The 15,395-nt window shown below is 59.4% G+C and carries 13 protein-coding genes; 4 read left to right on the top strand and 9 right to left on the bottom strand.

The annotated features are described in order from the left end of the window. Window positions 1-3 precede the first annotated feature (3 nt). Window positions 4-1,794: an ATP-binding protein gene (locus PSH64_RS00250; RefSeq protein ID WP_305479534.1), complete on the top strand. Its 1,791-nt coding sequence runs from the start codon at window positions 4-6 to the stop codon at window positions 1,792-1,794. A gap of 12 nt (window positions 1,795-1,806) precedes the next feature. On the opposite strand, the gene PSH64_RS00255 is transcribed toward PSH64_RS00250, so the two are convergent. The 7 genes from PSH64_RS00255 to PSH64_RS00285 all read right to left on the bottom strand — a co-directional run bounded on the left by PSH64_RS00255 (window position 1,807) and on the right by PSH64_RS00285 (window position 9,083). Then, window positions 1,807-3,420 carry an EAL domain-containing protein gene (locus tag PSH64_RS00255; RefSeq protein ID WP_305481223.1) on the bottom strand — a complete coding sequence of 538 codons (1,614 nt, stop codon included), beginning with the start codon at window positions 3,418-3,420 and terminating at the stop codon, window positions 1,807-1,809. A gap of 76 nt (window positions 3,421-3,496) precedes the next feature. Continuing rightward, window positions 3,497-4,276, bottom strand: coding sequence for an N-acetylmuramoyl-L-alanine amidase (locus PSH64_RS00260; RefSeq protein WP_105342654.1), 780 nt, complete (start codon window positions 4,274-4,276; stop codon window positions 3,497-3,499). Window positions 4,277-4,379: 103 nt separating this feature from the next. Further along, a complete protein-coding gene (locus PSH64_RS00265; RefSeq protein WP_305479537.1) occupies window positions 4,380-6,419 on the bottom strand; it encodes a diguanylate cyclase in 2,040 nt (679 codons plus the stop codon). Beyond that, window positions 6,420-7,280 (bottom strand): endonuclease/exonuclease/phosphatase family protein, encoded by an 861-nt coding sequence (locus PSH64_RS00270; RefSeq protein ID WP_105342657.1) that lies wholly within the window; start codon window positions 7,278-7,280, stop codon window positions 6,420-6,422. A gap of 14 nt (window positions 7,281-7,294) precedes the next feature. After that, window positions 7,295-7,936, bottom strand: a complete 642-nt coding sequence (gene dsbA / locus PSH64_RS00275; RefSeq protein ID WP_105342659.1) for a thiol:disulfide interchange protein DsbA — start codon at window positions 7,934-7,936, stop codon at window positions 7,295-7,297. A gap of 198 nt (window positions 7,937-8,134) precedes the next feature. After that, complete coding sequence (locus PSH64_RS00280; RefSeq protein WP_105342661.1) at window positions 8,135-8,746, bottom strand: cytochrome c4; 612 nt, start codon at window positions 8,744-8,746, stop codon at window positions 8,135-8,137. A gap of 46 nt (window positions 8,747-8,792) precedes the next feature. Then, the gene (locus PSH64_RS00285; protein WP_305479540.1) at window positions 8,793-9,083 is read right to left on the bottom strand and encodes a cytochrome c5 family protein; all 291 of its coding nucleotides are present in this window, start codon (window positions 9,081-9,083) and stop codon (window positions 8,793-8,795) included. A 191-nt stretch (window positions 9,084-9,274) separates the two neighbouring features. Between PSH64_RS00285 and yihA the strand changes: the two genes are divergently transcribed. After that, entirely contained in the window at window positions 9,275-9,916 is a 642-nt protein-coding gene (gene yihA, locus PSH64_RS00290; RefSeq protein WP_105342665.1) for a ribosome biogenesis GTP-binding protein YihA/YsxC, read from the top strand. Between the two features lie 288 nt (window positions 9,917-10,204). On the opposite strand, the gene polA is transcribed toward yihA, so the two are convergent. Then, window positions 10,205-12,973 (bottom strand): DNA polymerase I, encoded by a 2,769-nt coding sequence (polA, locus tag PSH64_RS00295; protein ID WP_305479542.1) that lies wholly within the window; start codon window positions 12,971-12,973, stop codon window positions 10,205-10,207. 74 nt (window positions 12,974-13,047) lie between these two features. Between polA and PSH64_RS00300 the strand changes: the two genes are divergently transcribed. Together PSH64_RS00300 and PSH64_RS00305 are read left to right on the top strand one after the other, a co-directional pair. Further along, a complete protein-coding gene (locus tag PSH64_RS00300) occupies window positions 13,048-13,335 on the top strand; it encodes a DUF2782 domain-containing protein (RefSeq protein WP_105342669.1) in 288 nt (95 codons plus the stop codon). 61 nt (window positions 13,336-13,396) lie between these two features. Continuing rightward, window positions 13,397-14,347, top strand: coding sequence for a homoserine kinase (locus PSH64_RS00305; protein WP_105342671.1), 951 nt, complete (start codon window positions 13,397-13,399; stop codon window positions 14,345-14,347). Between the two features lie 70 nt (window positions 14,348-14,417). On the opposite strand, the gene PSH64_RS00310 is transcribed toward PSH64_RS00305, so the two are convergent. After that, window positions 14,418-15,338: a zinc ABC transporter substrate-binding protein gene (locus PSH64_RS00310; RefSeq protein ID WP_305479544.1), complete on the bottom strand. Its 921-nt coding sequence runs from the start codon at window positions 15,336-15,338 to the stop codon at window positions 14,418-14,420. Window positions 15,339-15,395 lie beyond the last annotated feature (57 nt).

Here is a 15,395-nt window from a genome sequence, read left to right on the forward strand (position 1 = left end):
CCGATGAAACTGGCGATGACGTTGCGCACCCGGCTGTTTCTGAGTATCTCGGCCCTGATCACGGTGGCGTTGCTCGGGCTGTTGCTCGGGCTGGTCAGCGTGATGCAGATGGCAGGGACTCAGGAGGCCCTGATCCGTGACAACTTCATCAGGCTGGACCTGGGATTGAAGCTGCGTCAGACCCTGGGTGATCAACTGATCATCATGCTCAACGAGAAACCTGATCCCGCGGCGTTCGAGGCATCCAGGCAGCGCTCCCTCGAATTGCTTGATGAAGGCATTGCTCACGAGTCGTCCAGCGAGGATGTCCAATACAGTTTCAAAAAGGCCAAGGCAGATTATCAGAGCCTATTGCAGGCCTTCGATCTTTCCCGGGCTCCGGTACAGGTGCTCAGTGGCAGCGAGGATCTCACGGAAAAATTCAACGTATTGCGCAACGGTTTGATCTCCGAACAGAGGCGCGCACTCGATAACATCAATGAGACCGAACGCCTGGCCCGGGAACGCGCGTTGCTGGTCGCCGGACTGCTTGGGCTGGTCGGGGTAGCGGTGCTGTTCATCGGGTTCATTACCGCCCATGGGATCGCCCAGCGTTTCGGAGCCCCGATCGAGGCGCTGGCCGCGGCGGCTGACAACATTGGCCAGGGTAATTTCGAAGTGACCCTGCCGATTTCCTCCGCGGTGGAAATGAACCAGCTGACCCGGCGTTTCGGCATCATGGCCGAGGCGCTGCGTGAACACCAGGCGACCAATATCGACGAGCTGCTCGCTGGCCAGCAACGTTTGCAAGCGGTGCTCGACAGCATCGACGACGGTTTGCTGATCATCGATCGCCAAGGTCATCTTGAGCACCTCAACCCCGTGGCTCAGCGCCAGTTGGGTTGGGACACCGATCGTCTCGGCCAAGGGCTGGGCACGGCACTCGAGCATCCCGAGCTGGATGAGCAGCTGCAACTGGTGTTGCGTGGCGGCACTCTGGAGCGAGCGCCGGATGACCTGAGCATCGAGGTTGATGGGGAGTCGCGATTGCTGACGTATAGCCTGACGCCGGTCAGCCATACCCAGGGTCATATTCTCGGCGCCGTGATGGTGTTGCATGACGTCACCGAACAGCGTGCCTTCGAACGGGTGCGCAGCGAGTTCTTCTTGCGGGCATCCCATGAGTTGCGCACGCCGGTTACCGGGATGCACATGGCATTCGGCCTGTTCCGCGAGCGGACGCATTTTGCCGCAGACTCCCGCGAAACCGATTTGCTGGATACCGTGAATGAAGAAATGCAGCGCCTGATGCAGTTGATCAACGACCTGCTGAATTTCTCTCGCTATCAGAACGGCCTGCAAAAACTCATCCTTGCGCCATGCTCCATTGAAGATTTGCTGGAGCAGGCCCAGGCACGTTTTGCCGGCCCGGCGCAGGAGAAGGACATTGAGCTGTTGGTGGAAGTGCAAGGGCCGTTGCCGCGGCTGCAAGCCGATCAGGCGCAACTGGAGCGGGTGCTCGATAACCTGATCGACAACGCCTTGCGCCATACCTCCCGTGACGGGTTGATACGGTTGCAGGCCCGACGTCATGGGGAGCGGGTGATTATCAGTGTCGAAGACAATGGCGAAGGCATCGCCTACGGTCAGCAGGGGCGGATTTTCGAGCCCTTCGTTCAGGTCGGTCGCAAGAAGGGCGGCGCCGGGCTCGGTCTGGCGCTGTGCAAGGAAATCGTGCAGTTGCACGGCGGGCGGATGGGCGTGTATTCGCGGCCGGGGCAGGGTACGCAGTTTTATATGGCACTGGCGGTATAAGCCTGAGCCGTCTCAGGCTTCGTCATCCAGGCGTCGCGTGCCCAGTCGGCGCCCACGGGTAATCAGTTCGATGAACTGCACGGCACTCAATGCGTGGGCGAACAACCAGCCCTGACCGAACTTCACTCCTTCGCTGCTTAGGAACACCGCTTGGGCTTCATGTTCGATGCCTTCTGCAATCACCTTGAGTTGCAGGGCCTGGGCCATGCGAATGATGTGCGGTGCCACGCCGCTGCTGGCGGCGTCATGGCCCAGCGCGTCGATAAATGCCTTGTCGATTTTCAGGCAGTCCACCGGTAGGGTTTGCAGGTAAGCGAGGCTGCAATAGCCGGTGCCGAAGTCATCGATCAGCACCTGATGCCCGAGATCGCGCAAGGCTTGCAGGTTTTCTCTGGCCACCACCACATCCACCAGCCCGCGCTCGGTCACCTCAAAGGCAATCTGTCTGGCCGCCACCCGGTGCAAGGCCAGCAGGCGCGCCATCACCTCGCCAATGCGAGGCACCATGACGTCGCAGGCTGCCAGGTTGACCGAGATGTACAGCTGCGGATTGGCGCGCAACAGTTGCCCGAGCTGTTCCAGCAGGCGCTGCAACACGAAGTCGGTCATCTGGCGGATCTGGCCGGTGTTCTCCGCCATCGGAATGAACAGGTCGGGGCTGGTCAGGGTGCCGTCAGGCCTTCGCCAGCGCAACAGGGCTTCGGCGCCGACACAGTTGCGACTGTCGAGGTCGAAGATCGGTTGATACAACACCTGCAACTCGCCTCGCTGTATGGCGCCGTGCAGTTCTGCATCCAGCGATTGACGCTGGCGTACCAACAGAAACACCAGAATGCCGACGCAGGCACTTAGCGCCAGGCTGGCCGGAAGCAGCCACCACCAAACCGCCGGCACATGCAGGCCGCTGCGTGGTGTGATCAGTACCAGTTGATAGTCAGGGGTGTTGGTCGGCATTCGGTAAATCAGGCGGGTAGGGGTGACTTGCAGCGCATCGAGATTTTTCGGGGGCCAGGGCTCCGTCGGGGGCCAGGCTTGAGCGACACCGAGCACGGGAATCGCGCGGGTGCCGTGGTCGAGCACGACCAGCAGGCTGCTCCCCGGAGACAGATCAACCATGTCGGTCAAATGCCCGCGAGACGTCGCCACCCGGAAGTTGCCACGCCCAAGCATCAGTGCGGCGCGGTTCTCATCGGGCTCGGTGGTGGTGTTCAACCAATAGTTGTAGGTGGGCCCCTTGATGTCCGGTGGCCGGATCAGCGACAACCCTTCCTGGCGGGGGCGATTGGAGCAGATGCGTGACGCATCCATGTAAGCGGCTTCGTAAACGAAACGGTAGTTGAAGCTGACCTGTTGCAAGGTCGCGATCATTTCATCATCGCAGCCCCGCAGTGGTTGAGCTTCCAGGTCATCGAGGCTTTCGCGCAGTTGCCCGAACAACTGCTCCAGACGGGCGAGGAAGCGCTCTCCCTGAGCGTTCATTTCCTGACTTTCGTTGTACTCGACCTGATGCATCGCCACGAACAGACTGCCGGTCATCAGGAGCGTTGCACTCAAGGCAGCCGCCAGCGTCGCCAAAAACCAGGGGCGATAGAACCAGCTACGCAGCCTCTCTCGAGCAGCCGTCATCATGGAATATCCGAAGGATTACCAATGAGTTATAGCTGCTGATTAGGAAAAGACCCTGACCGTCGGGCGGGCGTCATTATTTTGTCTGGTTCAATACCTGCAGAAGCGCCGCGGTTTGTGCGTCCGGCGTACCGTCGAAACGGGAGGGGCGGAAATGCAGCTGAAAGGCCGCCAGTACATTGCGTGTCGCTACATCCAGTTCGCCGGTTTGCGGCGTGGCATAACCCAGGCGGGCAAGCTGTCCCTGAAACCAGCTGATGCTTGGCAGTTGCACGGCGAACTGCGCTTGCTGACGCGCCACGGCCTGCTCGTTCGGCCAGATTCCCAGGCCTTCGGCAGCCAGGCGTTTCCAGGGGAACAGCGGGCCAGGGTCGAGCTTGCGCATGGGGGCGATGTCGCTATGGCCGATGATATGGCGGGGGGTGATGCCATGGCGTTTGCTGATGTCCTTGAGCAGGAAGATCATCGATTGGACCTGGGCTTCGCTGTAGGGATACCAGAGGCGCCCGGTCGGGGTGTCCTGGAAGCCCGGATTGACGATCTCGATGCCAATGGAGCTGGAATTCAGCCAGGTCCGGCCTTGCCATTCGCTTTCGCCTGCGTGCCAGGCTCGTAGATTCTCATCCATCAGCTTATAGATGGTGGCGTGCTTGTCGTCGCCGATCAGGTAATGACTGCTGACCTCGCCATGGGTCAGTAATTGCAGCGAGCTCTCCAGGGATGCGGAGGTGTAATGCATCACCACGAATTGAATGCGACTGTCGTGATTGGCGGAAGGGTGGCTGGTATCAATCCGGGGGCCGCTGGCACAGCCGGCTAATAGAAGCAGCGACGCAATAAGAGCAAGACATTTCATGGCGGGAGGCAATACGCGCGAGACAATAATGCAACAGTGTAACGTATTGCCTCGCGCGTTGAGGGCAAAAGCGCTCCTTTAAACAAAATGGAACAATTGAGAGTCAACCCAGTTCGACTCGATTGCGACCGGTATTTTTCGCGCGATAAAGCGCCTGATCGGCTCTTTTAAGCACCAAGTCGCTATGCTCACCGGGTCTGAAGGCGGTCAGTCCCATGGAAATGGTGATGGTGACTCGCTCGCCCTTGAAGTGGAACGGGCAGGCTTCGATCGATGCGCGCAAGGTTTCCAGCAGCTTCGCACCGGTCATCGGCGCCGTGGCAGGCATCAGCAGCACGAATTCCTCGCCGCCAAACCGGGCAATGAAGTCTGTTCCGCGCAGACGCTTGCGCAGCACGTTGGCGATGATTTTCAGCACCTTGTCGCCCGCAAGGTGGCCATAGTTATCATTGATGCGTTTGAAATGGTCGAGGTCGAGCATCGCCAGTAACAGGGTGTTGCCGTGTTGCTGCCATTGGCCTATTTCCTGGTCCAGTCGTTCGCTCCAGGCCGCTCGATTCGGCAGGCCGGTCAACGGATCGATCAAGGCCTTCTGGCGCTGCTCTTCGAGATGCTCGCGGTAGCCCAGCGCTTCCTGTTCCATGTGGGCCACTCTTTCGGCCAGGCTTTGCAGGCGGGCGGCTACTTCCTTCTCACGTTCGTCGCGTTGCTTCTGGTGCTGATCCATCGTACCGAGCAGGCCTTCGAGATGGTTTTCCAGCATATGCTTGAGATCATCAAGGTCCGCTGCCTCCTGCATGCTGCTTTGCAAGCCGTCGACTTGCTCGCGAATCTGCGTGTCCATCGCGCGCGCGGCAGAGCTGTTGTCGGCGTGGCCTTCGCTGGCGGCCTGCAGATTGCTCTGAAATGACTCGAGGCGCTCGTTGAGGTGCTGTAGATACGCTTCGAATTCGTGCTGGCCGCTGTCGGTAATGGCCAGCATCAATGTTGCCAGATCATCGAGGATGGGCAGCAGTTCATACCAGTTCAAGCCGTTTTGGAGACGATGGCGCATTGTTTCGGCTTGCGGTCGATGGCGTTCGGGCAGCGTCAGGTCGTCGAGAAGGCCCAGAAGGGTATCTTCGATGTGTTTGGCCACAGAGCTGTAGGACGGTTCAGGCGAGTCCGGCAGGGCATACAGAATGTCGTGTTCAGGCAGTTGCGGATCGACGGCTGCCGGGATCAGTTCGTCTGGGTTGATTGCCGGCGGAGCCTGAGTGGCGGGTATGGCGAATGATGGAGCCGGCTCTTGCAGTTGTTCAATGTTCGACGGGATGTGTAGCTCTGGGGTGTGGCCACTCGTCGTTTCTGGCTCCGGCACGGGCGGTTCGAATGCCACGATTTCAGCTGGGGTGACCGTTGCTGAAGTGGGTGCCGGAGTTTCCACTGGCTCAGGGGACGCAATAGCAGGCAGGGTGGCTTCAACGGTTGGCATCACCCCTTGGGGGGCATCCGCCACTGGCGCGAGATCGACTGTTGCGTGTGGGCGCGCGGCCAGCGGTACTGCAACTGGTTCGACGGGTTTCGGGGCAGGCATTGGCAATTCATGGGTGGCAATCTGTGGCGCGATCTCATCCGCTTCCCGGTTACCGAACAGGCGCTGCAGCAAACCCGGGCGACCGGGCTCTACCGGGTTCTCCAGCAGGCTCAAGGCTTTGCCTTGCAAGCCGCTCAGTTCGCTGAGCAGCAGCGGGATTTCGCGAGCCTGGCCGACGCGTCCGTCCAGCTGTTTGGCGAAATTCTTCAGTGGCCGGCTCACTTCCCGTGGCAGCGGCAACGCTTGTAACTGAGAGACCAGCGCTGTCAGTGCGGCGCTGACTTGATCAACCCGGGTTTCCCGGCGCTGCTCGGAGTCGAGCACGGCTTTTTCCAGGCGTGGCAGCAAGGCCGCCAGGCCGGCGTCCATGTCGTCCGTGCGTACGACTTCGCGCATTTCCTTCATGCATTGGTCAACGGCGCGATCGGTACCCTCTGCAGCCAGGGTGCTGCGCACCAGCCCGCGGCGCAGCAGGTCGAGCCGGGCGTCCCATCGACGTTCGAGCTTCTCCTGTTGTTCGATGCTTTTGAGGTATTTCTCTTTCCAGCGCTGTGCTTCGTCGCTCATTCAGACAGGACTCAACGCGGGGAATGCATCGGCCGTGAGCGAGCCCGGCAGACGAATCTCTACCGCGACCGGCAGGTGATCGGAAATGGGTTGTGCCAGCACCTCGACCTTTTCGAGGGTCAGGGTGGGGCTGAGCAGAATATGGTCCAGGCAGCGCTGTGGCCGCCAGCTGGGAAAGGTCGCTTCCAGTTGTGGTGCGAGCAGGCCTAAATCACGCAGCGGGGAATTCTGCAGCAAGTCACTGGCATGGGTATTCATATCGCCCATCAGCACCTGGTGTTTATAACCGCCGATCAGCTCGCGGATGTAAGCCAGTTGCATGCTACGGGCGCGAGCGCCCAGCGCCAAGTGCATCATCACCACCACGAGCGCCTCCGGACCTTCGCCGAAGCGCACCAGAATGGCCCCGCGACCCTTGGGCCCCGGCAGCGGATGATCTTCAATCGCCCACGGGCGCAGGCGACTGAGCACGCCATTGCTGTGCTGGCCGAGGCGACCGAGATTGCGATTGAGTTGTTGATACCAGTAGGGGAAGGCGCCGAGTTGCGCCAGGTGTTCGACCTGATTGACGTAGCCTGATCGCAGGCTACCGCCATCGGCTTCCTGCAAGGCGACCAGGTCGAAGTCGCCCAGCAGATTGCCGATTTTTTGCAGATTGTCGGCACGCCCGGTGTGCGGCAACAGATGCTGCCAGCCGCGGGTCAGATAGTGCCGATAACGCTCGGTACTGATGCCGACCTGGATATTGAAACTGAGCAAACGCAGACGGCTGTCCACGGGCAACCCCGTTGATTCCAGGTGATGCTCGTTGACCCGCGGGTCATGCAGGCCAACGACGCGTTCAGTTCCCCAGCGGCGCATGGCGGTCGCCGCGCTTAGTTGGCGGCGGCCTTGGTTGCCGCTCGCTCTTTGGCGACCAATTGGTCGGCCAGTTTCAGCGCTTGTTCGGCACCGCCGGCAGAGCCGATGTCAAAGCGATACTTGCCGTTGACGATCATGGTCGGCACGCCGGTGATTTCATATTTCTTTGCGAGTTCCTTGGCTTTGTTGATCTGGCCCTTGATGGCGAAGGAGTCGAAGGTGGCCAGGAACTTGTCCTTGTCTACACCTTGTGTCGCCAGGAAGTCCGCCATGTCTTCTTTGTCAGTCAGCTTCTTGTGTTCTTTCTGGATCGCGTTGAACACAGCGGCGTGAACCTTGCTCTCGACGCCCATGGCTTCAAGTGTCAGGAACATCTGGCCGTGAGCATCCCAAGGGCCGCCGAACATGGCTGGAATACGCACGAAATTCACGTCTGAAGGCAGTTTTTCAATCCAAGGGTTAATGACGGGTTCAAAGGCATAGCAGTGCGGGCAGCCGTACCAGAACAGCTCCACGACTTCGATCTTGCCAGGCACGGCCACCGGGACCGGGTTGCTCAGTTCGACATAGGGCGCTTCAGGTTTTTCGGCGGCTTGGGCAGTCATGCCAAACAGGCTGGCAGCGACGAGTGCGGCGCTGATGATCAGATTACGCATGCTTTACTCCTGGACAATTGGGTCGCCTCGCGCGACCTGTTTTAAGACAGATTCCGGCGGGCTTGAGTTCTGTAGTGTAACGGCAGCGGCCACAAAAAAGGGCAGCCAAAGCCACCCTTTTTATGTTTGCATCGACGGATTAATCGAGTGTTAACGTTGCAAGAGATGTACATCACTCGCAACGCTCGATCGCAGGTCTCAGTGCAAGCCTTGAATATAGCTGGAGACTGCAGCGATATCTTCGTCGCTCAGCTTTTTGGCGATGCTTTGCATCGGTTTGGTATCGCCGTCGTTGGTCCGGCCACCTTCTTCTTTTCTGAAGTCGGTCAGTTGTTTGCCGACGTACTGAGCATGCTGGCCGCCCAGGTGTGGGAAGCCGGCAGCTGCGTTGCCGGCGCCATTCGGCGAGTGGCAACCGGTGCACGCTGGCAGCCCTTTGGCCAGGTCGCCACCACGGAACAGTGCTTCACCGCGAGCCACGACTTTCGGGTCGGCGGCGCCGACGCTGCCTTTCTGGCTGGCGAAGTAGGCAGCGATATCAGCCAGGTCCTGATCGCTCAGGTTGGTCAGCAGGCCGGTCATTTCCAGGACCTGGCGCTTGCCGGACTTGATGTCGTGCAGCTGCTTGTTCAGATAACGCTCGCCCTGGCCTGCCAGTTTCGGAAAGTTAGGCGCCATGCTATTGCCATCCGGGCCATGACAGGCGCCACATACTGCGGCTTTCGCCTGACCAGCAGTCGCATCACCTGCAGCATGGGCAATGCCGGAGATCCCCACGGTCAACAGCAGACTCACGATCAATTTGTTCATCAGCTAATCCAACTACGGCTAAGGGTTAAAGAGTTATGGACCGGGTTTACTCGCTCATCCACTGGATGATGGCTCGGTAATCCTCGGCACTGCAGTCCATGCACAAACCACGCGGCGGCATCGCCTTGAAACCCTGGGTCACGTGTTGCACCAGCGTCTCCATACCTTTCGCCAACCTCGGCGTCCAAGTTTCCTGATCGCCCTTGCGGGGCGCCATGGGTAGTTGGCCGGAATGACAGGCACCACAAACACGGTTGTACACAGCTTCCGGATCCTGTGTAGCCTGAGCGCTGTAAAGCGGCATCACGACACCGGCAGCTAGCAGCCATTTCGTCATAAAACGACCTTTTCAGGGTTGAGAGCGTGCTGCGTTCTAGTGCGCAATCAAGGTCAATCGCTCTCGTGAACTTCATCCTACGCTGGGACAAAGCGCACACAAAATCTGCGGCATTATATACTGGCGTCACTGAAACGGAAACGACACTGCTTGCCGCGTCCATTCCCGGCGCCGCCCACATCGGAAATCCCATGCAACTCAAGAACCCCATCCTCGGCCTGTGCCAACAGTCCACCTTCATGCTCAGTGCCGCCAAAGTCGACCAATGTCCTGACGATGAAGGCTTTGAAGTGGCTTTCGCCGGGCGTTCCAACGCCGGCAAATCCAGTGCGTTGAACACTCTGACGCACGCCAGCCTCGCGCGGACCTCGAAAACGCCAGGTCGTACGCAGCTGTTGAACTTCTTCAAGCTAGACGATGAACGCCGTCTGGTCGACCTGCCGGGTTACGGTTATGCGAAAGTACCGATCCCGTTGAAGATGCACTGGCAGCGTCACCTGGAAGCCTATCTGGGCGGTCGCGAGAGCCTGAAAGGTTTGATTCTGATGATGGACATCCGTCATCCAATGACCGACTTCGACCTGTTGATGCTCGATTGGGCTGTCGCCAGCGGCATGCCGATGCATATCCTGCTGACCAAAGCCGACAAACTGACCTACGGCGCGGCAAAAAACACACTGCTCAAGGTTCAGTCGGAAATCCGCAAGGGTTGGGGCGATTCGGTCACTATCCAGCTGTTTTCGGCACCCAAGCGCATGGGGCTGGAAGACGCCTACACCGTACTGGCGGGCTGGATGGAATTGGCGGACAAGGGCGCCGAGGCTGCCGAGTAAAGCTGTCGAGACAAATCGACAGGCAAAAAAAACCCCGGACTTCGTATGGGGAGGGAGAAGTTCCGGGGTTCAAGTTCCGGACCGCTAGGGCGGGGTCCAGATATCTGCCAACACTTAACACAACATAGGAGCATCGAAGGGCTTCACCAGCCATTCAGTATCTCTGAGTGGCGGTTTACGGATTTAGTTCAGACTATTTTCAAAAACCATTGGAAATAATCCTCGTTATTTTCCGCTCTATAGTCCTTCGTCATTTTGTGCGGCGGCAAAGTGCCGCAGCACAACGGCTCAGTGAGCCTCATCCCAGTTATTGCCTACGCCCACTTCGACCAGAAGCGGTACATCCAGCTGTGCGGCGTTGCTCATGTGCGCGCGAATCTCCTCGCGCACCTGATCGATCAGATCCTCGCGCACTTCGAGCACCAATTCATCGTGCACCTGCAGGATGACTTTGGCGTCCAGGCCTGACGATGTCAGCCAGTTGTCCACCGCCACCATGGCTTTCTTGATGATGTCCGCGGCGGTGCCTTGCATCGGGGCGTTGATCGCCGTGCGTTCGGCCGCTTTGCGCAGGGCCTGGTTTTTCGAATTGATTTCCGGCAGGTACAGACGACGACCGAAGATGGTTTCGACGAATCCTTGCTCGGCGGCCTGGGCGCGGGTGCGTTCCATGTATTGCAGCACGCCGGGATAACGGGCGAAGTAACGGTCGATGTAGGCTTGGGATTGTTTGCGGTCAACGCCGATCTGCTTGGCCAGGCCAAACGCGCTCATGCCGTAGATCAAACCGAAGTTGATGGCTTTCGCGCTACGACGCTGATCGTTGGTGACCGCGTCCAGCTCGACGCCAAACACCTCTGCGGCCGTGGCCCGGTGGACATCGAGGTTGTTGCGGAAGGCGTGCAGCAAACCCTCGTCCTTGGCCAGGTGCGCCATGATCCGCAGTTCGATTTGCGAGTAGTCCGCGGCCAGCAGCTTGTAGCCTTTGGGCGCGATGAACGCCTGCCGAATCCGGCGACCTTCGGCGGTGCGGATGGGGATGTTCTGCAGGTTCGGGTCGATGGACGACAAACGCCCGGTGGCCGCGACGGCTTGCTGGTAAGACGTATGAATACGCCCGGTACGAGCGTTGATCTGCTCTGGCAAACGGTCGGTGTAGGTGCTTTTGAGCTTGCTCAGCGAGCGGTATTGCATCAGCACCTTGGGCAGCGGGTAGTCCTGTTCGGCCAACTCTGCCAGTACGGCTTCGGCAGTCGAAGCCTGACCCTTGGCGGTTTTGCTGAGTACAGGCAAACCGAGCTTTTCGTAGAGAATCACGCCCAGTTGCTTCGGCGAGCCGAGGTTGAACTCTTCGCCGGCGATGGCAAAGGCCTCACGCTCAAGGGCGACCAGTTTCTCACCCAGCTCGACGCTCTGAATGCCCAGCAGGTTGGCATCCACGAGCGCGCCCTGGCGCTCGATACGGGCCAGAACCGGCATCAGCGGCATTTCAATCTCGTTGAGTACTTTGCACAGGCTTGGTGTCGCTGCCAGTTTTTCCTGCAGGGCCATATGCAGGCGGAAGGTGACGTCCGCGTCTTCGGCGGCATAGGGGCCCGCCAGTTCAAGGGAAATCTGGTCGAAGGTCAGTTGTTTGACGCCTTTGCCTGCAATTTCCTGAATATCGGTCTTGCTTTGGCCCAGGTACTTGAGTGCCAGGCTGTCCATGTCGTGGCGGGTGGCCGTCGAATCCAGGACGTAGGACTCGAGCATGGTGTCGTAGGCAATCCCCTGAACAGTAATCCCGTTGCTCTGATCGCCACCGATGGCGCAATTGGCGAGGATATTGGTATCAAATTTGGCGTGTTGGCCGACTTTCAGCTTATTCGGATTTTCCAGTAGCGGTTTCAACGCCAGCAGCACAGTGTCGCGGTCCAGTTGCTCTGGCACGCCCATGTAGGAGTGGGTCAGCGGAATGTAGGCCGCTTCGTTGGCCGCGACAGAAAACGACAGCCCCACCAGTTGCGCGTGCTGGGGATCGGTGCCATTGGTTTCGGTGACGAAGGCGATCAGCGGCGCCTTGTCGAGCTTGTCCAGCCAAACCTCGAAACGCGCCCGGTCGAGGATGGTTTCGTACTTCGCTTCGGCGGCTCCCGGTTGTTCCTGGATGACTTCAACAATGTCCTGACCCGCGCGCTTGGCATCGCGCTGGTTCTCTTCGAACCAGCTCTTGAACTCCAGCAGGGAATACAGCTCGGCGAGTTTGTCGTGATCCGGTGGCCCCATATGCAGGTCGTCGAGGCCGAAGTCCAGCGGTACGTCGATCTTGATGGTTGCCAGTTGATAGGAGAGGAACGCCATCTCCTTATGTTCTTCGAGCTTGGCCGGCAGGGTCTTGGCGCCGCGAATCGGCAGGGTCGGGACGATATCCAGCTTTGCATAGAGCTCGGCCAGGCCGCCGTTCACGCCGACCAGCAGGCCGGACGCGGTTTTCGGGCCAATCCCCGGAACGCCTGGAATGTTGTCGGACGAATCGCCCATCAGCGCCAGATAATCGATGATCTGCTCGGGAGCGACGCCGAATTTCTCCTTCACGCCCTCAACGTCCAGCGTGCTACCGGTCATCGTATTGACCAAGGTAATGTGCCCGTCGACCAACTGCGCCATGTCCTTGTCGCCCGTGGAGATAATCACCGGACGGTCGGCGGCCGCACTGCTGCGGGCCAGGGTGCCGATCACATCGTCCGCTTCGACGTTGTCCACGCACAGCAATGGAAAGCCCAAGGCCTTGACGCTGGCGTGCAGCGGTTCGATCTGGACCCGCATGTCATCGGGCATGCTCGGGCGATTGGCCTTGTATTGGGCGAACATCGCGTCGCGGAATGTCCCGCCCTTGGCGTCGAACACCACGGCGAACGGGCTGTCCGGGTACTGCTTGCGCAGACTCTTGAGCATGTTCAACACGCCTTTGACCGCTCCGGTCGGCAGGCCTTTGGACGTGGTCAGCGGTGGCAGCGCGTGAAAGGCGCGGTACAGATAAGAAGAACCGTCCACCAGGACGAGGGGGGCTTGGCTCATGAGCAGGATCAACCTTTTCGGCGGGTCCGGCGCTAGAATAGCGGGACCGTTGACGACAAAGGGACAAGGTTATCATGCGCACACTAAATCGCTTGTTGCTGGCTGGCTTGTTTGCAATCACTCCATTGGCTGTCATGGCGGCGGATGACAAACCCTCGGCGGACCCGGAAGTAACGATCCGCACGGAAGGCGATAAAACCATTCAGGAGTATCGCCAGAACGGCTTTGTGTACGCGATCAAGGTCACCCCGAAGGTCGGAAAACCGTACTTTCTGATACGCGCTGATGGCTCGGACGGAAACTACATTCGCTCGGATCAGCCGGATATGCTGATTCCTGCGTGGGAAATCTTTAAGTGGTAAACCGTTCTTAACTTTAATCGGCGCTGGCTCAACCGCGGCGCCCGTACTGGCAGTTTTAACCATGTCTGTGTTCACCCCGCTGGCTCGGCCCGAGCTGGAAACCTTTCTCGCCCCTTACGGGCTCGGCCGCCTGCTTGATTTCCAGGGGATTGCCGCCGGTAGCGAAAACACCAATTTCTTTATCAGCCTGGAACAGGGCGAGTTCGTCCTGACCCTGGTCGAGCGCGGGCCGGTGCAGGAAATGCCATTCTTCATCGAACTGCTCGACGTGCTGCATGACGCCGATCTGCCGGTGCCTTATGCGCTGCGTACCACCGACGGCATTGCCTTGCGCGAATTGGCCGGTAAACCTGCACTGTTGCAGCCACGTCTGGCGGGCAAGCACATCAAGGAAGCCAATGCACAGCATTGCGCCCAGGTCGGCGAGCTGCTGGCTCATCTGCACCTGGCAACCCAGGCCAACATGATCAAGCGCAAAACCGATCGTGGCCTGGACTGGATGCTGGAGGAGGGCACGCAGTTGCTCTCGCACCTGAATGCCGAACAAAGCGATTTGCTGCAACGTGCCCTGGACGAAATCACCCGGCAGAAGACGAAAATCCTCGCGCTGCCGCGGGCCAACATCCACGCGGATCTGTTCCGCGACAACGCGATGTTCGAAGGCACGCACCTGACCGGGTTGATCGACTTCTACAACGCCTGTTCAGGGCCGATGCTCTATGACGTGGCGATTGCCTTGAATGATTGGTGCTCGGATGAGCAAGGGCAGATCGATGGGGCTCGGGCGCGGGCGCTATTGGGCGCTTATGCCGCGCTGCGACCGTTCACTGCCGCCGAAGCCGAGCTGTGGCCGACCATGTTGCGCGTAGCGTGCGTACGGTTCTGGCTGTCGCGCTTGATTGCGGCGGAATCTTTCGCCGGGCAGGACGTGTTGATTCACGATCCGATGGAGTTTCAGCTGCGGCTGGCGCAGCGGCAGAAGGTCGACACGCCGTTGCCTTTCGCCCTCTAAAAGCATCGCGGGCAAGCCCGCTCCCACAGGGTTCGCGGTGATCCTTGTGGGAGCGACACCGATGCTGGAGTTACAACGACTCCAGGCACCCGGCCAAATCATTCCCCAACTTTTCCAGCACCTGCTCATACCCCTGAGCGGTCGCTGGCGTGTACCCGCCCAGGGCATCCAGCTCCGCCAGTTTCACCGGCAGCCCGGCCACCAGGGTTTCTGCCAGGCGCGGGCGCAGCGGCGGTTCGCTGAACACGCAAGTCTTGCCCACTTCCTGCAACCGCGTGCGCATCGCCGAGACATGCTGGGCACCGGGTTGCACTTCGGCGGCGACACTGAACACGCCGGTGTGCTTGAGGCCGTAGGCGTCTTCGAAGTAGTCGAAGGCTTCGTGGAACACGAAGTAAGGCTTGCCAGCGATGCCTGCCAGGCGAGCCTTCAGCCGCACGTCCAAGGCATCCAGGCGCTCATCGAAGGCTTGGAGGTTGCTCTGATAGCGCGCCGCGTTGGCCGGATCGACTGCACTCAGATCGGTGGCCATTTTGCTGGCGATCACGCGGGCGTTGAGCGGTGACAACCACAAATGCGCATCCAGGCTGCCGGGACGGTGATCGTGGTCATGCTCGTCGGCTTCTTCGGCGTGAGAGTGGCTATCTTCGGCGAAACGTCGCAGTTTCAGACCAGGCAAATCCTGCACCGCGACGCTGGGCAGCGTACGACCTTTCAGTACGCGAGGCAGGAAACCTTCCATGTCCGGACCAATCCAGTAAACCAGATCCACCGACTGCACCTTCCGTACGTCGGATGGGCGCAAGGCATAGTTGTGCGGTGATGCCCCGGGCGGCAGCAACACTTCCGGAATCGCCACACCCTCCTGCACCGCAGCGGCAATCAACTGTAGCGGCTTGATGCTGGTAAGGACTTTGACTTCGGCCTGGGCTGTACCGGTCAACAGAAAAGTTGCGACAAATGCGACAAAGATAGAAAAAAGTCGGGACACGATGACCACTCGAAGAGGCGAGAACGGGTAACATAATAACGTCTCTCACAACACTCG

This window comes from Pseudomonas sp. FP1742, from assembly GCF_030687145.1.
Lineage (GTDB): Bacteria > Pseudomonadota > Gammaproteobacteria > Pseudomonadales > Pseudomonadaceae > Aquipseudomonas > Aquipseudomonas frederiksbergensis_D.